We start from the raw sequence: 20,072 nt of genomic DNA on the forward strand, positions 1-20,072 counted from the left end.
TGAGCGGGTGTGACATACACAACTTTCGAAGCGCCTCACCAAAGCGCCCCGTATCACCCCAACTTGACCTGACGAGGCGTCAGTTCGGTCATATATCTGACCGCCATGACTCACCTACGTTCAACTCTTGAGCGGACTGCGATCCGCTCGCGAACGTTTCAGCTCGCGAGCTCGATCAGCCGCTGGACGGTTCGCCAATTGCGGCCGGTCATCGTCACCTTGGGGCGCACGGCCTCGAGAGCGGCGGGGAGCTTGCTGCGGCCCATCCCCTCCGGGAAGTAGCAGTACACGGCGCTGCCCGCGTGCTGGAAGGTGTCGGGGGCGAACTTCGACTCGTCCACCGAGTCGAAGTGCCCCTTTGCGGGGGCCTCTTCGAGGAAGAGGACCAGCAGCTTGGCCGGGTCCAGCTCCGCCGCCGGGTAGGGGCAGGCGGCGGCCACGGTGCGCAACTCCTCGGCCGTGCGGACCAGGCAGCGGACCTCGAAGCCGAAGTGCTCCTCGATGGCCCGCTCCAGGCGGTCGCCCGGGTCGGCGTCGTCGGTGGTGAAGACCGCGTTGCCGCTCTGCAGATAGGTGCGGACGTCGCTCCAGCCCATGCCCGCCATGACGTTCCTCAGCTCGCCCATGGGCACCTTCTTGTGGCCGCCCACATTGATCCCCCGCAGTAGCGCCGCGTAAGTCGTCATGTGCGGCAGCTTAGAAGAGGTGTGTGCCAGCAGTGGGCCGCACCGCGTTTCACGACACCGGACGCGAGTCCGTCCACGCGGACTCGAACTCCTCACGGTAGGTCTGGAACAGCCCGTGCACGCCCTCGTCCTGCGGCTTGTCGTGCTCCCCGCGCCGCTGGACGAGATCCCTTCCCCCGCCGCGCAGGACCAGCACGGGGGCCTCCATGCCACGGACCCGCCGCAGATAAGGCTGCACGACGGCCAGGCCGTCCGCGCCGTCACCGTCGACCATGTACGCGGAGAAGCGCGGCGTCTCGTCGAAGACATGGATCTCGAACGCGCCGGTGTCGCGCAGCCGCGCCCGCACGCGGCGCATGTGGAGGATGTTCATCTCCACGGTGCGGCTCAACTCGCCCTTCTTTATGCCCAGTTCGCGCTCCCTGCGGCGCACGGCGCTGCTGGCCGGGTTGAGGAAGAGCAGCCGCAGCCGGCACCCGGACGCGGCCAGGCGCACCAGGCGGCGGCCCGAGTAGTTCTGCACCAGGAGATTGAGACCTATGCCCATGGCGTCCAGCCGCCGGGCGCCGCCGAAGAGGTCCTCGGCGGGCAGCCGCCGCTGGAGGCGGACACGGTCGGAGTGGACGCCCACCACGTCGGCGAAGCGGTCACCGACGAGATCCTCGACCGCGTCGACGGGCAGCCGGTGCGCGGAGGGCGCGTCGTCCCGGGAGGCGCCCAGCAGTTCCAGCAGCCGGGCGCACGTGCGCTCCGCCTGCGCGAGCACGGTCTCGGACAGCGCGCGGTTGCGGGCGACGGCGCTGCGCGCCACCTCCAGCTCGTCCAGGGCGAGTTCGACCTCGCGCCGGTCGTCGAAGTACGGCTCGAAGCACGGCCAGTGCTGCACCATCAGCTCGCGCAGCTGCGGCAGCGTGAGGAAGCAGAGAACGTTGTCGTCGGCGGGGTCGAGCAGATAGCCCTTGCGGCGGCTCACCTCCCGTACTGCGACGGCCCGTTGGACCCACTCCTGACCGGCGGGACCTGCCGCGGCGATGACCCACTCGTCGCCGTGCACCGGCTCGTAGATGGGCCGCAGCACGGCGGACACGACGGCCCGCAGCCGCTGCTCGACGAGATTCAGCCAGATGTACGCGCGCCCCGCACGCCGGGCCCGGGTGCGCACCTCGGCCCACGCGTCGGCATCCCAGTCGAGGTCCGCGCCGATCTCCATGGGACGCGCCAGTGACACCGCACCGGCCGGTACGCCGGCGGCCTCCCCGTCACCGTCGTCGCCGCCTTCACCTGGGGGGAGCTCAAGCCCTCCCGCACCCACCCGCGCACCGCCTTCCTGACCCTGTTGAGCGATCAAGGAAGACTACTGCGGCCCTGGAAGGGCCGCACCCTGAACCCCCATCAACTTGCCCTGCCCGTACGTCCGTACGAGGGATTGCAGCCCGACACACCGTCCCTTTCGCGTCGCCTGGGCAAGGATGCCCCGGTGCGGCGGCAGCAGCCGGACGGCAGCGGCGGAAGGAGAGCATCGCATGCAGGTGTGGCCGGGACGGGCGTACCCCCTCGGTGCGACCTACGACGGCGCCGGAACCAACTTCGCGGTCTTCTCCGAGGCCGCCCGCCGCATCCAGCTCTGCCTCCTGGACGACGAGGGGCGGGAGACGGCGGTGGAGCTGCGCGAGTCCGACGGCTACGTGCGGCACGCCTATCTGCCGGGCGTGATGCCGGGGCAGCGCTACGGATTCCGCGTGGAGGGCCCGTACGACCCGGAACGCGGGCTGCGCTGCAATAGCGCGAAGCTGCTGCTCGACCCGTACGCCAAGGCGATGAGCGGCAGCGTCGACTGGGACGAGGCGGTCTACGGCTACCGCTTCGGCGCCCCGCACCGCCGCAACGATCTCGACTCCGCGCCGCACACCATGGCGTCGGTGGTGGTGAACCCCTACTTCGACTGGGGTGACGACCGGCCGCCGCGCACCGGATACGACCGCACCGTCATCTACGAGGCGCACGTGAAGGGCCTCACGATGCTGCACCCGGGGCTGCCGCCCGAGCTGCGCGGCACGTACGCGGCCCTGGCGCACCCGGCCGTCATCGACCATCTGACGCAACTCGGCGTCACCGCACTGGAGTTGATGCCGGTGCACCAGTCCGTCACCGACAACAGGCTGGCCGACGCGGGGATGGCGAACTACTGGGGTTACAACACCGTCGGCTTCTTCGCCCCGCACAACTCCTACGCCTCGTGGGGCGACCGCGGGCAGCAGGTGCTGGAGTTCAAGCAGGCGGTCCGCGCCCTGCACGCCGCGGGCATCGAGGTCATCCTCGACGTCGTCTACAACCACACCGCGGAAGGCGATCACCTGGGTCCCACGCTCTCCTTCCGGGGGCTCGACAACCCCTCGTACTACCGGCTGACGGAGGACCCGCGCTACTACATGGACACGACGGGCACGGGTAATTCACTGTTGATGCGCAGCCCTCACGTCTTGCAGCTCATCATGGACTCGCTGCGCTACTGGGTGACCGAGATGCACGTGGACGGCTTCCGCTTCGATCTGGCCGCGACGCTGGCCCGCCAGTTCCACGAGGTGGACCGGCTCTCGTCCTTCTTCGACCTGGTGCAGCAGGACCCGGTCGTCAGTCGCGTCAAACTGATCGCCGAGCCCTGGGACGTGGGCGAGGGCGGCTACCAGGTCGGCAACTTCCCTCCGCTGTGGACGGAGTGGAACGGCCGCTACCGGGACACCGTGCGGGACCTGTGGCGCGGCGAGCCGGGCACGCTAGCGGAGTTCGCCTGCCGGCTGACGGGATCCTCCGACCTCTACCGGGAGGGCAGACGTCCGCTGGCCTCCATCAACTTCGTGACGTGCCACGACGGTTTCACCCTGCACGACCTCGTCAGCTACGACGGCAAGCACAACGAGGCCAACGGCGAGGGCAACAGGGACGGGGAGAACCACAACCGGTCCTGGAACTGCGGCGCCGAGGGCACCACGGACGATCCGGACGTGCTGCGGCTGCGGCGGCGGCAGATGCGCAACTTCGTCGCGACGCTGATGCTTTCGCAGGGCGTGCCGATGATCTCTCACGGCGACGAGTTCGCACGCACGCAGCACGGCAACAACAACGCCTACTGCCAGGACAGCGAACTGACGTGGGTGCACTGGCCGGACGGCGATGCCGGCGAGCGCGAACTCCGTGCGGAGGGCGAACTGTGCGCGTTCATCGCGGAGATGGCCGCCCTGCGCCGCGAGCACCCCGTCTTCCGGCGGCGGCGCTTCTTCCGGGGACCGGCGGCCCAGAGCACCGGCGAGGAGCCCCGACGCGCCGCGGACATCGCCTGGTTCACCCCGCACGGCGAGCCCATGAGCCGGCGGGACTGGGACGAGGAGGACTCCCACTCGCTGACGGTGCTGCTCAACGGCGACGCGATCTCCGAACCCGGCCTCCGCGGCGAGCCCGTCACCGACGACTCATTCCTGCTGCTGTTCAACTCACGGAACACACCTGTGGACTTCACCGTCCCGGACGGCCCCGAGGGGTGGTCCGACGGCTCCGGGGGCCAGTGGCAGCTCGTCCTGGACACCGCCGACGAATTGCCGCCGTCCACACAGGAACCCCGTAAGGCGGGGACGGGCGACCGGATCACGCTGGCGGACCGCAGCCTCGTGGTGCTGCGGTGCGTCAGGACCGGGGCGGCAGCTCCGGGGAGGGCGGCTGTGCCGGGGCGAGCTTGAAGCCGATCTGCCCGAACCTCACCACGTCGCCGGGGCGCACCCTGACCGAGCCCGTCACCCTGCTGCCGTTGACCCACGTGCCGTTGCTCGATCCGAGATCCCGCAGCCTCCAGCCGTCACCGGTCGCGCGCAGCTGCGCGTGGGTGCGGGAGACGCTGAAGTGGTTGAGCCGCAGCATCGAACCGGGTGCGCGGCCTATGGAGTACGCGTGCGACCCGGGGGCCGGAAGCAGCAGCTGCGGCAGGCGTTCGGACTGCCACGCGTGCCGCAGCGCACGGTGGAAGGACAGAAGCCTGGTGATGCCTTCCGCGAACCACCGCTTGCGCGGACGCCGCGTCGGCAGGTCGTGCAGCACCTCGTGCAACTCGCCCTGCCACTGGGCCTTGAGGATGACATCCATGCGCCGCTCGAACGTGTTGTGCGAGATGCGTCCGTCCGCCGCCCCCTCACGCAGCGCCTCGAGAGCACGCTCCCGGTCCGCGTCGGAAAGCCGCGGCGGGTGGGCACCGAACTCCAGAGATGTCATGTACTGCATTCTCAGTACACCCAAACCCGCTGTCCAGGCCCGGCCTTGTGCAGTAGCCGAACCAATACATCCGCGCCCGGCCCCCGTCCCCGGAGCACGCCGCGAAAAACTCCGTGGACGTGCGGTCCCGCCCCGCGCTACGTTGCAGCCGCCTCCGGCCTCAGGCCGGGGGCACGCCCAGGACCGAGGAGAGGAGGCGAGAACCGATGCGCACGTTCACATCCACGCGCTCCTCCCCCCGGGCCACGCGGCCCGGGTGGTGCCCCCACCCGCCGGGCCTCGCGGCCCGGGTGGTGCCCCGACTCGTCTCCAGGGCGTCGTCCCAGCAGCGGCACCAGGACAGGTAGTCCGCCCGGGGAGCGCAACGCTCTTTCCGGAAGGACCACTTGACCATGACCGGCATGACCGGAGATCTCGTCGTCCGCACCCTCGGCGAGTCCGAGGCGCGCGACGTCTTCACGTCCCTGCACGACCCCGGCCTCGTGGGCCGGGCTCTTCTCGGCCGTCCGTACGGCACCCTCGCCGAGGGCGGCGAGTACCGCCCCGAATGGACGTGGGTCGCCGAGCGGGCGGGGCGCGTCGTCGCACGCGCAGCCTGCTGGGGCGAGGGGCGCGACGTCCAACAGCCGCTGCTCCTCGACTGGTTCGACTTCGAGCCCGGTGAGGACGAGGCGGCCGTGCGGCTGCTGCGCGCCGTCTCACCGAAGGTCGAGTTCGAACTCGTACTGCCGCCCGGCTGGCGGGACGACCCCGCCGTGCGGGCGGCGGCCGAGGCACGCATCGGCGCGGCCACGGCGGCGGGCTGGGCCCCGCTCGTCGAACGCTTCCGCTACGACTGGACGCCCCCGGGGCAGGGCCCGGGCCGCGAGGACCGGGCCGAGGGCCTGCCCGAACAGCCCGGCCGCCTCCGATTCCGTCCCGAGCCGGACGACGAGGTGATCCTCGACGTGCTGCGCCAGATCCAGCACGGCACGCTCGACGCGCACGCACGGCACGCCCTCGGCGCCGAGGACACCGTTGGCGCCGGAGTCGAACGGGCCGCCCGCGAGGATCTGGAACACCTGCAGTGGATGACCTCCTACGGCGGGCGCGAGTGGTGGCGTCTGGCGTACACGACCGACGGGGAGCTGGCCGGTCTGCACGTGCCGGGCCTCATCCCGAGCGGCCACGCCGTCGGGTTCATCGGCGTGGTGCCGCGGCAGCGCGGCAACGGCTACGCCTACGACCTGCTCGCCGACTGCACACGCCTGCTCGTCGCCGAGGGGGCACGGAAGATCGCCGCCTCCACGGATCTGGGCAACGCGCCGATGGCGGCCGCGTTCGCGAAGGCCGGCTACCGCATCATCCAGCACCGCTACTGCATGACGCCTGCGCACGGCCCTGACGAGGCCGGCCCGGAGGACGCATAGAAACAGGCCGGGTGCCCGGGCTCCCGCAACAGGAGCCCGGGCACCCGGCCCAGGTTGTCCGGACCGGCGCTTGCCGGCCCGGACAGCGAACTCAGGCGAGGTCGAACCGGTCGAGGTTCATGACCTTGTCCCACGCCGCGACGAAGTCACGCACGAGCTTCTCCTCGGCGTCGTCGCACGCGTAGACCTCCGCGAGCGCACGCAGTTCGGAGTTCGAACCGAAGAGGAGGTCGACGCGGCTGCCGGTCCACCTGACCTTGCCCGTGGCGGTGTCGCGGCCCTCGAAGGTCTCGGCGGCCTCGGTCACGGGCTCCCACTTCGTACCCATGTCGAGCAGGTTCGAGAAGAAGTCGTTGGTCAGCGACCCCGGCCTGTCCGTGAGCACGCCGAGCGACGAGTTGTCGAAGTTCGCGTCCAGGACGCGCAGACCACCGACGAGCACCGTCATCTCGGGCGCGCTCAGAGTGAGCAGGTTCGCCCGGTCGATCAGCAGGTACTCGGCCGGAAGCCGGTTGCCCTTCCCGAGGTAGTTGCGGAACCCGTCCGCGGTCGGCTCCAGCGCCTCGAAGGACTCCACGTCGGTCTGCTCGGACGTCGCGTCCGTGCGTCCCGGCGTGAAGGGGACCTCGACCTGGTGGCCGGCGTTGCGGGCCGCCTCCTCGACGCCCACGCAGCCGCCGAGGACGATCAGGTCGGCCAGCGAGACCCTCTTGTTCGTGCTCTGGGCGGAGTTGAAGGTCTCCTGGATGCCCTCCAGCTTGCCCAGGACCGCCGCCAGCTGGTCGGGGTTGTTGACCTCCCAGCGGTTCTGCGGCTCCAGGCGGATGCGCGCACCGTTGGCACCTCCGCGCTTGTCGCTGCCACGGAACGACGCGGCCGACGCCCATGCGGTGGAGACCAGCTGGGACACCGTCAGTCCCGAGTCGCGGATCCGGCTCTTGAGGGCGGCGATGTCATCGGGCCCGACGAGCTCGTGGTCCACGGCGGGGACGGGGTCCTGCCAGATCAGCGTCTCGCTGGGAACCTCGGGGCCGAGGTAGCGGTCGATGGGCCCCATGTCGCGGTGGGTCAGCTTGAACCAGGCCCGTGCGAAGGCGTCCGCGAACTCGGCGGGATTCTCGAGGAAGCGGCGCGAGATCGGCTCGTAGACCGGGTCCATGCGCAGCGAGAGGTCCGTCGTGAGCATCGTCGGGGCGTGGCTCTTCGACGGGTCGTGGGCGTCGGGGACGGTACCGGCTCCGGCGCCGCCCTTGGGCTGCCACTGGTTCGCCCCGGCAGGGCTCTGCGTCAGCTCCCACTCGTAGCCGAAGAGGATCTCGAAGAAGCTGTTGTCCCAGGTGATCGGGGTGTTCGTCCAGATGCCCTCGAGGCCACTGGTGATCGCGTCACCGCCGCTGCCGGTCCCGTGGTTGCCCTTCCAGCCGAGACCCTGCATCTCCAGCGGGGCGCCCTCGGGCTCGGGGCCCAGGTGGGAGTCGGGAGCCGCGCCGTGGGTCTTGCCGAAGGTGTGGCCACCGGCGATCAGCGCGACGGTCTCCTCGTCGTTCATCGCCATGCGGCGGAACGTCTCGCGGATGTCGCGGGCCGCGGCGATCGGGTCCGGGTTGCCGTTGGGGCCCTCCGGGTTGACGTAGATGAGGCCCATCTGGACGGCGCCGAGGGGGTTTTCGAGCTCCCGGTCACCGCTGTAGCGCTCGTCGCCGAGCCAGGTGGTCTCGGGGCCCCAGTAGACGTCCTCCTCCGGCTCCCACACGTCCTCACGGCCGCCGGCGAAGCCGAAGGTCTCGAAGCCCATGTTCTCCAGCGCGACGTTGCCCGTGAGGACCATCAGGTCGGCCCAGGACAGCTTCTGGCCGTACTTCTTCTTCACGGGCCACAGCAGGCGGCGGGCCTTGTCGAGGTTGCCGTTGTCCGGCCAGCTGTTGAGGGGCGCGAAGCGCTGCTGGCCTGCTCCGGCGCCGCCGCGGCCGTCGCTGATGCGGTAGGTGCCCGCGCTGTGCCACGCCATGCGGATCATGAACGGCCCGTAGTGGCCGAAGTCGGCCGGCCACCAGTCCTTCGAGTCCGTGAGCACCTCGGTGATGTCCCGCTTCACTGCCGCGAGGTCGAGGGACTTGAAGGCTTCGGCGTAGTCGAAGTCCTTGCCCATGGGGTTGGCCTCGGCGGGGTTCTTGGCGAGGACCTTCAGGTTGAGGCGGTTGGGCCACCAGCCGCGGTTCCCGCCGCCCTGGGTCGGGTGGGGGGCACGGCCGTGCGCGACCGGGCAGCCACCTGCACTCTCCGTGTTCGCCTGGTCGACGACTGCTTCGTGGTTCTCAGACACGGAATTCCTTCCACATGGATCAGGGATGATCAGGAACTTGTTACGGCGGAACAGCCGGGGCACAAGCCCCAATAGATGACCTCGGCCTCGTCGATCACAAAGCCGTGGTCGTCGGACGCGGTCAGGCAGGGAGCCTCACCGGTGGCACAGTCGACGTCGGCGACGACGCCGCACGACCGGCACACCAGATGGTGGTGGTTGTCCCCGACCCGCGCCTCGTAGCGCGCCAATGAGCCCGGCGGCTGGATGCGTCGCACCAGACCTGCGGCCGTCAGCGCGCGCAACACGTCGTAGACGGCCTGGTGGGAGACCCCACCGAGATTCTCACGGACGACACCGGTGATCGATTCGGTCTCGGCGTGCGGATGGTCGTGCACAGCGTGCAGCACTGCCACACGGGGCCGCGTGACTCGCAGCGAGGCCCCGCGCAGCATGCGCTCGACGTCCGAGGTGGTAGGCACGACCTGAAGCGTGCCTCAAAAACTGGAATCAATCAAGAAAGCCGTCAAGTCCCGGCCGCTTGTTCGAAAGAGATCTGCCGCACGGGACCGTCGTCAGACAGGGCCTAGCCCTCCACCGCCAGCCGGATGCCGAGCGCCAGCAGCACGCCGCCCGAGATCTGCTCCAGCCTGCGCCGTACCCCCGCGCGGGACAGTACCCGCCGCATCCGCCCGACGAACCACACGTACGTGCCGTAGTAGCCGATCTCGTAGACCGCCCAGATCGCCGCCAGCGTGACCATCAGCGGCAACTGCGGAGCGCCCTTGGGGACGAACTGCGGCAGGAAGGACATCGCGAAGACCGCCGCCTTCGGGTTGGCGAGATTCAGCAGCAGCCCGGCGCGGTAGGAGCGCCATCCGCTCTCCTGCGTCGGCCCGGAGCTCGCGGCCACCTCGAAGTTGCCGCCGCGCCTCGCCGCGCGGATCGCCTGCACACCGAAGACGATCAGGACGGCGGCTCCCCCGAACCGCAGTACGTCATAGGCCAGTTCGGAAGCCGCAAGCAGCGCCGTCAGCCCGAACGCCGCGACGACGCCCCAGATGAAGACCCCCGTCTCGTTCCCGAGCACCGTCATGAAGCCGGAGCGGCGGCTGCGCAGAGAGCTGCGGATGATCAGCACGGTGCTGGGGCCCGGCGAGAGGGCGACCAGCGTACAAGCACCCAAGAAGGACAGCAGAGTCATCAGCATGCGGCCCATCCTTGCCGTGCGCCCGGTCCTGTGCGAACGGATTTCCCCAGGACGTCCGCCTGTCCCGCCGGGTCAGCCGCGCACGTCGTGTCCGGGCTTCCCCGGCAGGAACGAGGCGATGAGCAGCCCGGCCAGCGCGGCTCCCGCCGCGATGAGGAACGAGACGCGGAAGCCCTCCTGGCTGGGCACGCCGGTGCCGCCCAGCGGGATGCTCATGCGTGCCAGTACCACGCCGACGACTGCGCTGGAGGTGGAGGTGCCGATCGAACGCATCAGTGTGTTCAGCCCGTTCGCCGCCCCCGACTCGGACGGCGGGACGGCGCCGATGATCAGGGCGGGCATGGCCGAGTAGGCGATGCCGATGCCGACGCCGATGAGGACTGCGGTCAGCACGACCTGCCACACGGCGCCCATCAGTGCCGTACCGCTCAGGTAGGCGACGGCGAGGACCACGAGTCCGGCCATCAGCGAGACCTTCGGGCCGTGGGTCTCGGAGATGCGTGCCGAGAGCGAGGAGACGAGCATCATCGCGATGCCCATGGGCGCCACGCACATCCTGGCCACGACCATCGTCTGCCCGAGGCCGTAGCCGGTGGACCGGGGCAGCTGAAGCAGCTGCGGCAGCACCAGCGTCGCGGCGTAGAAGGCCAGCCCGACGGTGATGGAGGCGAGGTTGGTCAGCAGCACCTGGCGGCGTGCCGTGCTGCGCAGGTCGACCAGCGGCTCGCGCACGCGCAGTTCCATCAGACCCCACAGCACGAAGACCACCGGCGCGGCGGCGAAGAGGCCCAGCGTGATTCCGCTGCTCCAGCCCCAGTCGCCGCCCTTGGATATCGCGAGCAGCAGCATGACGAGCCCGGCGGTCAGGCCCAGCGCTCCGGGGACGTCGAAGCGGCCTCCGGTGCGCTGCGCGGACTCCGGCACGACGGTGACGACCATCAGCATGGCCAGGGCGCCGAGACCGGCCGACCCGAAGAACAGCACGTGCCAGTCGGCGTGCTGGGCGATGTACGCGGCGGCCGGCATGGCGAGCGCGCCGCCGACGCCGAGCGACGAGCTCATGAACGCCATGGCCGAACCGAGCCTGGCCGGTGGCAGTTCGTCCCGCATGATGCTGATGCCCAGCGGGATGGCCCCCATCGCGAACCCCTGCACGGCACGTCCCGCGATCATCGGCACGAGCGACGAGGTCAGCGCGCACATCAGCGAACCGGCCACCATCGCGCCGAGGCTGGCGAGGATGAGCCGGCGCTTGCCGTACAGATCGCCGAGCCGCCCCATGATGGGCGTGGCCACGGCACCGGAGAGCAGCGTCGCCGTGACGACCCACGCCGCGTCGGACGCGGTGGTCCCCAGCAGCTGCGGCAGCCGTGCCACGACGGGTACGAGCAGCGTCTGCATGACCGCGACGGAGATACCGGCGAAAGCCAGGATCGCCACAACTCCCCTGCTCGCGCTCGGTGTTCCCTCCCCGGGCGGGCCGGCGCCCGCCACTCCGCCGCGGGTGCTCGTGCCTCCCCCGGCGTCGTCCGCCCCCGAGCTCCGCGGATGCGGCTCGGCGGAGGAGGACGGTGCGGCGCTGCGGGCATGGGTCATGCGGACTCCGTTGCGTGACGGACGGCTGTTCGGATCGTTTGTAACGTACAAGCGAACCGCCGCACTCCGCCCGGCTATTCCGCCCGGGCCGCGGGAGGGACGAGCAGGCGGGCTCGGGGTGTTTCCCGGCGGCCAGCGTGGGAAGTCCACGCATGACGGTGTGGTCCGTCCACCGTCCAGAGCCTGCGGCCGTCTCCCCGTCCGTCCGGACCTCCGGTCCGCCTCGCGGGGCACGGCAGAGGCTCCGTCCTCCCCGCTTCAGCAGGCGAGGACGTACGTACGAATCCTCCATCCGGAAGGCCCTCTGTGAACGACACCACCGAAACGTCCGCGCACCCCGGCGCCGAGCAGGGCCGTCAGTCCAAACGCGAGGGCCGGCGTGGTCGTCGGGGTCGTTACCGAGATCGTCGTGGGCAGCGTGGTGGGCGTGAGGATGCTGAGCCGCAGATCGCCGAGGATGATGTGCTGATCCCCGTCGGCGGGATTCTGGACATTCTTGACAACTATGCGTTCGTGCGGACGTCGGGGTATCTGCCGGGTCCGAATGATGTGTATGTGTCGCTGGCGCAGGTGCGTAAGAACGGTCTGCGTAAGGGTGATCACGTCACCGGTGCGGTGCGGCAGCCGCGTGAGGGTGAGCGGCGGGAGAAGTTCAACGCTCTGGTGCGTTTGGACTCGGTCAATGGTGCCTCGCCGGAGGGCGGCAGGTCGCGGGCGGAGTTCAACAAGCTCACGCCGCTGTATCCGCAGGAGCGGCTGCGGCTGGAGACCGAGCCGAACCAGCTGACCTCGCGGATCATCGATCTGGTCTCGCCGATCGGTAAGGGGCAGCGTGGGTTGATCGTGGCGCCGCCGAAGGCGGGCAAGACGATGGTGCTGCAGTCGATCGCGAACTCGATCACGGTGAACAATCCGGAGTGCCATTTGATGGTGGTGCTGGTCGATGAGCGGCCGGAAGAGGTCACCGACATGCAGCGGTCGGTGAAGGGTGAGGTGATCTCCTCGACCTTCGACCGTCCCGCGGAGGATCACACCACGATCGCGGAGCTGGCGATCGAGCGTGCGAAGCGGCTGGTGGAGCTGGGGCACGATGTGGTGGTGCTGCTGGACAACATCACGCGTCTGGGCCGTGCCTACAACCTCTCGGCCCCGGCTTCGGGGCGGATCCTGTCCGGTGGTGTGGATTCCACGGCGCTGTATCCGCCGAAGAAGTTCTTCGGTGCGGCGCGGAACATCGAGGACGGCGGGTCGCTGACGATTCTGGCCGCGGCGCTGGTGGAGACCGGCTCGCGGATGGATGAGGTGATCTTCGAGGAGTTCAAGGGCACCGGCAACATGGAGCTGAAGCTGGACCGGAAACTCTCGGAGAAGCGGATCTTCCCCGCGGTGGACGTGGACGCCTCCGGCACCCGCAAGGAGGAGATCCTCATGGCGGGCGACGAGCTGCAGATCATCTGGAAGCTCCGCCGGGTCCTGCACGCCCTGGACCAGCAGCAGGCCATCGAGCTGCTCCTGGACAAGATGAAGCAGACCAAGTCCAACACCGAGTTCCTGCTCCAGATCCAGAAGACCACCCCCACCCCCGGCAACGGCGGCGACTGACCGGCGGCGCACACGGCGCCGCCGGGCCCCGGCCCGTGGCCGGGGCCCGGCGAACGGCGGGTCTCAGGACTCCGAGGGCACCAGGCGCACGGCGATGCTGTTGATGCAGTAGCGCTGGTCGGTCGGGGTCGGGTAACCCTCACCGTCGAAGACATGGCCGAGGTGCGAACCGCAGCGGGCGCACCTGACCTCTGTGCGGAGCATGCCCATCGAGTGGTCCTCGATCAGCTCGACGGCATCGGACTGGGCCGGGTCGTAGAAGCTGGGCCAGCCGCAGTGCGACTCGAACTTCGTGTCGGAGCGGAAGAGCTCCGCGCCACAGGCCCGGCAGTTGTAGACGCCGGTGGTCTTGGTGTCGGTGTATTCGCCGGTGAAGGCGGGCTCCGTACCGGCTTCGCGCAGCACCCGGTACTCGTCGGAGCTGAGCTCGGCCCGCCACTGCTCTTCCGGCTTCTCGATCTCGTACGTCACGGCCCGTCGGCCTCCTTCGTCGGTCCCCGGGGGGCGTCCCCGTGATGGTCAGTGCGGCAGCCGGGCGAGGATCTCGGGACCCAGCTCCGTCACGTCACCTGCCCCCATCGTGAGAACAAGATCACCGGGTTCCGCCATTCCCGCGACCACTTCCGCGCCGGCCGTGCCGGTCGCCGCGTGCCGCACATCGGCGCCCGCGGCGCGTGCCGCGTCGATGATCAGGTCGCTCGTGACGCCCGGAATCGGGTCCTCACGGGCGGGATAGATGTCGAGGACGACGGAGGCGTCTGCCAGGGCCAGGGACTCCCCCATCTCCGTGGCCAGCTCCTGCGTGCGGCTGAAGAGGTGCGGCTGGAAGAGCACGATGATGCGCCCGTCGCCCGCGCCGCCCCGGATGGCCTCCAGGTCGGCGGTCATCTCCGTCGGGTGGTGCGCGTAGGAGTCGATGACCTGCACGCTGTTCGCCTCGCCCTTGAGCTGGAGCCGGCGGCGTACGCCGGTGTACGTGCCCAGGGCCTTCGCGAGCTCGCCCGCCGGCACGCCCAGCTCGGAGCCCGCGACGAGGGCGGCGACGGCGTTGAGCGCGTAGTGCCTGCCGGGCACGAAGACCGCGAAGGTCAGCTCGTCCCCGTCGAGCCGGACGGTGGCCTCGCTGGTCAGGCCGTGCGGGGTGATGTCGAGGACGCGCACGTCCGCGTCTGCGGCCTCGCCGTAGGTGCGGACCCGCACATCTCCGCGCTCGCGCACCCGGCGCGTCAGCTCGCGGGCGCCCTCGTGGTCGGCGGAGACGACGAGCACGCCGCCGGGGCGGATCCGGTCGGCGAAGGTCACGAAGGACTCGTAGATCTCCTCCATGGAGGAGTAGTTGGCGTGGTGGTCGAGTTCCACGTTGAGCACGATGGCCACATCGGGCGCGTACTTGTGGAAGCTGCGGTCCGACTCGTCGGCCTCGGCGACGAAGATCTCGCCGCGTCCGTTGTGGGCGTTGGAGCCGGGCTCGTTCAGGTCGCCGCCGATGGCGTACGACGGGTCGAGGCCGAGGGCGCCCAAGGCGACGGCGAGCATCGAGGTGGTGGTGGTCTTGCCGTGGGTGCCCGCGACGGCCAGCGGCCTGCAGGCGTCCATCAGCGCGGCGAGCGCGTCGGAGCGGTGCACGACGGGGACGCCTCGCGACGCGGCCGCGGCCAGCTCGGGATTGTCGGGGCGGATGGCGCTGGAGACGACGACGCAGCTGGCGTCCTGAGCGAGATGTGTGGCGTCGTGGCCAATGTGCACGGTCGCGCCCAGCCCGCGCAGCGCCGCCGCCGTCACCGACTCCCTGGCGTCGCTGCCCTGCACCCGCGCTCCGCGCTGGGTGAGGATCTTCGCGATGCCTGACATCCCCGCGCCGCCGATGCCGATGAAGTGCGGGCGTGCGAGGTCCGCCGGGACGGTCGGTGTGGACAGGTCGGCTGCCATGCGGGCGCCTCCATGACTCGTACTCTCACGAACGGGCGCGCTGCGCGGCTCCGGGAAGCCCCGGAGCATGCACGACGCGCCCGCTCAGCCTATGCGCTACGCGGCGGCCGCCCCGCCTCCGGCTCCGCAGCACCCTGTCCTGTTCCACTCGGGACCCCTCGGCAGGGGCCAGGCAGGAGTCCGGCGGGCAGCCAGCAGGTCCGGCAGATCCGCCAGGAGGTCTGGCAGAGATCCGGCAGGTGTCCGCCGGTGCCGGCTACGGGGTGTGGGCGAAGAGCTTCAGCACGGGGACGCCCACCTTGTGCCGGGCCCTGGTCGCCCAGTCGCGGTGGAAGAACTCCTCGACCAGGTGCGGGGCCGTCAGCACGATGACCTCGTCCGCCTTGTGCCGCTCCACCGTCGCGGTCAGCACGTCGAGCGGATGGTTCTCGATGACCTGCCCCTCCGCCTGGGCACCCGACTCGCGCAGCAGCGCAAGCGAGTGCTCGAGGGCCCGGACGGCCGGATCGTGCGTGTCGCGGTCCTCCGGTTCGCTGCCCTCCCGGACGGCCTGGTCGAACTCTCCGAGTGCGACGTCGTCCAGGGCCCGCAGCAGGCGGTCCTGGTCACCTCGCGGCTGTATCAGTACGACGAAGGAGACAGCCTCGTCACCGTGCAGCGTCGTGACGAGTTCCACATCGTCGGACACCAGCGGCTTCTCGATCATCAGCACGGTCGTGAACACTGCGGCGCCCTTCCTCCACGTGGAGCCCGGGGCTCCGAGACGATCATCCAGCCAACGGCTGCCCGCCCAGACGGAACTCACGCACCCCGGCCCCCCGCAAATCCATCCGGATCGCTCTACTCCGCCGCCGGCGCGGTGCGCTGATACCGCGTGAACAGGAACCCGTCCTCCTCCAGTACCCCGGCGAGCCGGAAGTCCACCGGCACCTGCATCCCGGGCCCGTCCACGATCCGCGCAGCCTCGCCGGAGGTGACGCGCGGCGCGACCGTCAGGCACAGCTCGTCCAGGGCGCCCCCGGAGACCAGCTGCCCCAGCAGCCGCGGACCCCCTTCGGTCAGCAGCCTCCGCAGGCCCCGCTCCGCCAGGGCACCGGTCAGCCGGGCGGGGTCGACGGCGGCTCCCTCACCCGCGAAGACGACCTCGGCTCCCGCGTCCCGCGCGGCCTCGATCCGGTCGGAGGGCGCCGCCGCCCCCGTCACCAGCACGGTGGGCACCAAGGGGCGCATGAAGAGCGGATCGGAGAAGTCCAGGTCGAGGCCCGCGCTGACGACGGCGATCGCCGGTGCCGGGCCCTGCCCCGCCGCGGCACGCCGCCGGGCGAAGACCTCGCGCTCGCGCGCCGGACCGTAGCCCTCCTGACGCACGGTCTGCGCTCCCACCACGACCGCGTCCGCGAGGCCGCGCAGCACTCCGAAGATCCGCATGTCGGCCTCGGACGAGAGGGGTTGCGAGTGCCCCTCGTGATGGGCGGCGCCGTCCAGCGACGAGACCATGTTGGCGCGCAGCCACACCCCGCGGCCGGAAGCGGCCGGCTCCGGATAGGCATAGGCGTCGGCCAGGTCGTCGATGCTCCACCGGCCCTCCTCGGGGGCGGCGGAGGCTTCGGGACGCTCGTCGGCGAGGAGGGGGAACAGACGTCGCATGGGACGGCAGTGTGGCACGACCGTCACCGCCCACCGATCAGCGCCATCCGCCCTTTCGAGCCTGCGAAACCGCATTCCGTGACGGCCGGGTCGCCCCGTTAGTGGTCGGCGCCGGAAATCCTTCGGGGGTTGATCAAGCTGCCGGGTTCAACCAGGAGGCGTGCACCGGGGTGTGGACCAGGACCGCGTTCGGGAACGCGGCCGACAGCCGGTCCGCGGCCTTCTTGCCGCGGTGGGAGAAGCCGTTGTCGACGACCCAGAACACCCGCTTCGCCCTCGCGTGAGGCTCCTGGCTCATGACCTGGGTGACCAGGTGCATGAACGGCAGGGTCGGGTGGCAGCGGCAGCGGGCCTGGATGGAGGTCTTCTCGTCGGCGCTGATGACGTAATCGTTCGCGCCCGGGGGGTTCGCCCCCGCCAGGTGCGGGCGTACAGGTCCAGCATCCGCTGGGCTTTGGCGCGGAAGTCCGGGTTGATGAGGGCTTAAGCGCGTCCTCGCGCAGCCAGCGGCGCACCGTGGACGCCGAGATGCTGTCTGTGATGCCACGCGCGGTCAACTCGGCTGCCAATTCCGGGCACGACCAGCGCGACAGCGGCACGCCGGTCTCGGCCGGTAACTGGCAGGCCAGTGCCTTGGTCTCGGCGACTTGCACGGGGTGAGACGGGCGGGGCGACCAGAGCGTTTACGGTCGGCCAGGGCTGGCAAGCCGCCGTGGGCGAACCGGCCCCGCCATGTCCGCACCGTATCCACGTACAGGCGGGTCTCGGCGGCAATACGGGCGTTGGACCGTCCCCAAGCCCCGTGCAGCACGATTTGCGCGCGCACCCGGGCCTGGTGCTCGGTCTTGTGGCCGTAGGCCGCCTTCTTCAGCTGGTGCCGGTCGGAGGCGGTCAGGATGACGGGCAGGCGGTGGCAGCAGGCAAGGGGGCAATGGTCAATCTCGAGAGGGGCATTCAGGACGGTCAGGCACCGGGCGCAGCCCGAAATCCGTGGCCGCGCGGCCGCTGCGGCTGATCAGATCCTCAATCCCGATGCCCGTCAGCCGGTGCCTTCAGCAGCCGGTCCAGCTCGTGCCCGGCCTCTTCGTACCCGGCGTCGGAGATCCGTTGCAGCTCGCGCAGGTTGCCGGCCGCGGCCGCGCGTCGAGTGAGCAGGAACCCGGCGTGCAGGGATCCCTCGTCCAGCAGCTCGCTCAGCTCCCCGAGGTCGCCGGCTGCGTCGGCAAGGTCGGCCAGCCGGTCCAGAGCGGTCTCGTTGCCCTCGTCGGCCAGCTCGCGCAGAGTCTCCCGATCGATGTTCGTGTTCGACATGACGCCATGTTGCAGCCCTGCCCCTGGGGCAGGGTCAAGTGAGACGATGGCCAGGTGATCACCATCGGGCAGCTGGCCGGGTACGTGGGAGTGTCGATCAAGACCATCCGCGTCTATCACGACAAGGGACTGCTCCCCGAGCCCGACCGCGATGCGTCCGGCTACCGGCGGTACGGTGCGAGGGACGCCATCGACCTGATCAAGATCCGGACGCTCGCCGAAGCCGGCGTCCCGCTGGCCCGTATCCGGGACCTGAGATCAGCGAACAAGAAGGAGTTCCAGCAGGCGCTGCGCGAGATCGAGGACGAGCTCACCGACCGCATCCGCGGCCTGCAGGCAACGCAGGGCCGCCTGCGCCAACTCGCCGTCGGGCAGTTTGCGGCGCTGCCCACTGATGTCGGCGCCCATCTAGAGCACCTGGCCCGCTGGGGATTCACCCCTCGTTGGGTGGACCTGCAACGCGACCTGTGGGCCCTCGTGTTCGCCACCCATCCAGACCGCGCGATCCCCCGGTTTCACGATCAAGCCGAGAGCTTGTCCGATCCGGCGCTGCGGCAGCTGTTCCTCGACTACGACCGTGCGTACGACCTCAACGCCGACGATCCCCGCCTCGACGACCTCGCCCGCCGGATCGCCGAGGCGACCCGGAAACGCTACGGGGCGCACGAGCCGCCCGAGCTGGATGCAGCCTCTGAGATCCCCGCCCTCATTCAGGGCACGGTCAACGCCTCGTCCCCCGCATGGCAGCGACTCGACATGCTCATCCGTGCACAACTGGATGCGTGACTCGACGTTGGGGACGCACGGTCCGGGGCCTACGTGGGGAAATCAGTCAGGGCGGGCCGCGAACCGCAGGGCAAACGCTGCTGATGTGGCACTAGATCGCCGAGCACAGCTCGGCACGGCTCGGACCCTCACGTCAACCCCCGAAGGACTTCCAGCGCCGCCCCCTTAGCATGAAGGGCGTGTCCAGCTCCCTCGACTCGCACGGTTCCGCCCGCCGTTCCGACCCGGCCCGTCCTGCCGGTGCACCCGGCGAGGGGAGCGCACCGCTCTCGCTGACCGCGCGCGAGCCGCAGGTGCCCGCCGAGCGTCTCGTCGCCGAGATGGTGCCGCCCCCGCGCTTCGACTCCGTCCGCTTCTCGACGTACGTACCGGACCCGGACCGGCCCAGCCAGTCGGAGGCGGTACGGGTACTGGCCTCCTTCGCCGAAGGCATCGGCGAGGCCCCGCGGTCCGGGAGCGCGGGCGGCGGTCTCAAGCGGTGGTTCCGGCGCGGAGGGGGTACCGCCCGCCCCGACGCTCCCCGTGGCGTCTACCTCGACGGCGGCTACGGCGTCGGCAAGACGCACCTGCTCGCCTCGCTCTGGCACGCCACCGAAGCGCCCCCTGAGCGCAAGGCGTTCGGGACGTTCGTCGAGCTGACCCACCTCGTCGGGGCCCTCGGCTTCCAGCAGACCGTGCGGACCCTCGGGGGTCACCGGCTGCTGTGCATCGACGAGTTCGAGCTGGACGACCCGGGAGACACCGTCCTCGTCTCCAGCCTCCTGAGCCGCCTCGCCGAACAGGGCGTGGCGCTCGCCGCCACCTCCAACACGCTGCCCGGCAAGCTCGGGGAAGGACGCTTCGCCGCAGCGGACTTCCTCCGCGAGATCCAGGGCCTCTCCGCCCACTTCCGCACGCTGCGCATCGACGGCGAGGACTACCGGCACCGGGGTCTCCCGGCCGCTCCCGCGCCGCTCGCCGAGGACGAGGTCATCCGCGTCGCGAACCTCACTCCCGACGCTTCGCTCGACGACTTCCCCGCCCTTCTGACGCACCTGGCCGACGTCCACCCGAGCCGCTACGGAGCACTCGTCGACGGTCTTGGCGCCGTGTGCCTGAGCGGAGTCGGGCCGGTGCCCGACCAGTCCACGGCGCTGCGGCTGGTGGTGCTCGCGGACCGCCTGTACGACCGCGAACTGCCGGTGGTGGCCTCGGGCGCGCCCTTCGACGAGCTCTTCGGGCAGGAGATGCTCGAAGGCGGCTACCGGAAGAAGTACTTCCGCGCGATCTCCCGCCTCACCTCGCTCGCGCGGGACGGTGCCCGGCTCGCCTCCGGCTGAGAGCACGCCCCGCCCGTC

The 20,072-nt window shown here is 70.3% G+C and carries 18 protein-coding genes and 1 pseudogene; 5 read left to right on the plus strand and 14 right to left on the minus strand.

From position 1 onward, the window contains the following. Nucleotides 1-158: 158 nt before the first annotated feature. Together G4Z16_RS05740 and G4Z16_RS05745 are read right to left on the minus strand one after the other, a co-directional pair. A complete protein-coding gene (locus G4Z16_RS05740; protein ID WP_197349510.1) occupies nt 159-686 on the minus strand; it encodes a DUF1697 domain-containing protein in 528 nt (175 codons plus the stop codon). 49 nt (nt 687-735) lie between these two features. Beyond that, nucleotides 736-1,998: an SAV2148 family HEPN domain-containing protein gene (locus tag G4Z16_RS05745; RefSeq protein ID WP_197354189.1), complete on the minus strand. Its 1,263-nt coding sequence runs from the start codon at nt 1,996-1,998 to the stop codon at nt 736-738. Between the two features lie 211 nt (nt 1,999-2,209). On the opposite strand from G4Z16_RS05745, the gene glgX reads away from it, so the two are divergent. Then, nucleotides 2,210-4,417, plus strand: coding sequence for a glycogen debranching protein GlgX (gene glgX, locus G4Z16_RS05750; RefSeq protein WP_197349511.1), 2,208 nt, complete (start codon nt 2,210-2,212; stop codon nt 4,415-4,417). Here glgX and G4Z16_RS05755 read toward each other — a convergent pair. Beyond that, entirely contained in the window at nt 4,365-4,943 is a 579-nt protein-coding gene (locus tag G4Z16_RS05755) for an FHA domain-containing protein (RefSeq protein WP_197349512.1), read from the minus strand. The genes glgX and G4Z16_RS05755 overlap by 53 nt on opposite strands. 401 nt (nt 4,944-5,344) lie before the next feature. Between G4Z16_RS05755 and G4Z16_RS05760 the strand changes: the two genes are divergently transcribed. Further along, on the plus strand, nt 5,345-6,352 hold the full coding sequence (locus G4Z16_RS05760; protein WP_197354190.1) for a GNAT family N-acetyltransferase: 1,008 nt from the start codon (nt 5,345-5,347) through the stop codon (nt 6,350-6,352). Between the two features lie 91 nt (nt 6,353-6,443). Here G4Z16_RS05760 and katG read toward each other — a convergent pair whose 3' ends face one another. From katG to G4Z16_RS05780, 4 genes are all read right to left on the minus strand, one after another. Then, the gene (gene katG, locus G4Z16_RS05765; protein WP_197349513.1) at nt 6,444-8,675 is read right to left on the minus strand and encodes a catalase/peroxidase HPI; all 2,232 of its coding nucleotides are present in this window, start codon (nt 8,673-8,675) and stop codon (nt 6,444-6,446) included. A 29-nt stretch (nt 8,676-8,704) separates the two neighbouring features. Further along, nucleotides 8,705-9,109, minus strand: a complete 405-nt coding sequence (locus G4Z16_RS05770) for a Fur family transcriptional regulator (RefSeq protein ID WP_281393792.1) — start codon at nt 9,107-9,109, stop codon at nt 8,705-8,707. Between the two features lie 131 nt (nt 9,110-9,240). After that, nucleotides 9,241-9,864: a LysE family translocator gene (locus G4Z16_RS05775; RefSeq protein WP_197349515.1), complete on the minus strand. Its 624-nt coding sequence runs from the start codon at nt 9,862-9,864 to the stop codon at nt 9,241-9,243. 72 nt (nt 9,865-9,936) lie between these two features. Further along, nucleotides 9,937-11,460, minus strand: a complete 1,524-nt coding sequence (locus G4Z16_RS05780; RefSeq protein ID WP_197349516.1) for an MFS transporter — start codon at nt 11,458-11,460, stop codon at nt 9,937-9,939. A 369-nt stretch (nt 11,461-11,829) separates the two neighbouring features. Between G4Z16_RS05780 and rho the strand changes: the two are divergent. Then, nucleotides 11,830-13,062 (plus strand): annotated as a pseudogene (gene rho / locus G4Z16_RS05785) (transcription termination factor Rho); the annotation flags it as partial. A gap of 63 nt (nt 13,063-13,125) precedes the next feature. On the opposite strand, the gene msrB reads toward rho, so the two are convergent. From msrB to G4Z16_RS05815, 7 genes are all read right to left on the minus strand, one after another. Then, on the minus strand, nt 13,126-13,533 hold the full coding sequence (msrB, locus tag G4Z16_RS05790; protein ID WP_197349518.1) for a peptide-methionine (R)-S-oxide reductase MsrB: 408 nt from the start codon (nt 13,531-13,533) through the stop codon (nt 13,126-13,128). A gap of 48 nt (nt 13,534-13,581) precedes the next feature. After that, nucleotides 13,582-14,991, minus strand: coding sequence for a UDP-N-acetylmuramate--L-alanine ligase (murC, locus tag G4Z16_RS05795; protein ID WP_197349519.1), 1,410 nt, complete (start codon nt 14,989-14,991; stop codon nt 13,582-13,584). Between the two features lie 256 nt (nt 14,992-15,247). Further along, the gene (locus G4Z16_RS05800; RefSeq protein ID WP_197349521.1) at nt 15,248-15,715 is read right to left on the minus strand and encodes an indole-3-glycerol phosphate synthase; all 468 of its coding nucleotides are present in this window, start codon (nt 15,713-15,715) and stop codon (nt 15,248-15,250) included. Between the two features lie 116 nt (nt 15,716-15,831). Then, a complete protein-coding gene (locus G4Z16_RS05805; protein WP_197349522.1) occupies nt 15,832-16,638 on the minus strand; it encodes a pyrimidine reductase family protein in 807 nt (268 codons plus the stop codon). A gap of 133 nt (nt 16,639-16,771) precedes the next feature. Continuing rightward, complete coding sequence (locus G4Z16_RS32330) at nt 16,772-16,957, minus strand: hypothetical protein (protein WP_246530696.1); 186 nt, start codon at nt 16,955-16,957, stop codon at nt 16,772-16,774. Between the two features lie 234 nt (nt 16,958-17,191). Next, complete coding sequence (locus G4Z16_RS32335) at nt 17,192-17,464, minus strand: helix-turn-helix domain-containing protein (RefSeq protein WP_281393663.1); 273 nt, start codon at nt 17,462-17,464, stop codon at nt 17,192-17,194. 197 nt (nt 17,465-17,661) lie between these two features. After that, nucleotides 17,662-17,949: a hypothetical protein gene (locus G4Z16_RS05815; protein WP_197349524.1), complete on the minus strand. Its 288-nt coding sequence runs from the start codon at nt 17,947-17,949 to the stop codon at nt 17,662-17,664. 54 nt (nt 17,950-18,003) lie between these two features. Between G4Z16_RS05815 and G4Z16_RS05820 the strand changes: the two genes are divergently transcribed. Both G4Z16_RS05820 and zapE read left to right on the plus strand, forming a co-directional pair. Continuing rightward, the gene (locus tag G4Z16_RS05820; protein ID WP_197349525.1) at nt 18,004-18,735 is read left to right on the plus strand and encodes a MerR family transcriptional regulator; all 732 of its coding nucleotides are present in this window, start codon (nt 18,004-18,006) and stop codon (nt 18,733-18,735) included. A gap of 179 nt (nt 18,736-18,914) precedes the next feature. Beyond that, nucleotides 18,915-20,054, plus strand: a complete 1,140-nt coding sequence (zapE, locus tag G4Z16_RS05825; protein ID WP_425508050.1) for a cell division protein ZapE — start codon at nt 18,915-18,917, stop codon at nt 20,052-20,054. Nucleotides 20,055-20,072 lie beyond the last annotated feature (18 nt).

The sequence above is a fragment of the Streptomyces bathyalis genome (assembly GCF_015910445.1).
Taxonomy (GTDB): domain Bacteria; phylum Actinomycetota; class Actinomycetes; order Streptomycetales; family Streptomycetaceae; genus Streptomyces; species Streptomyces bathyalis.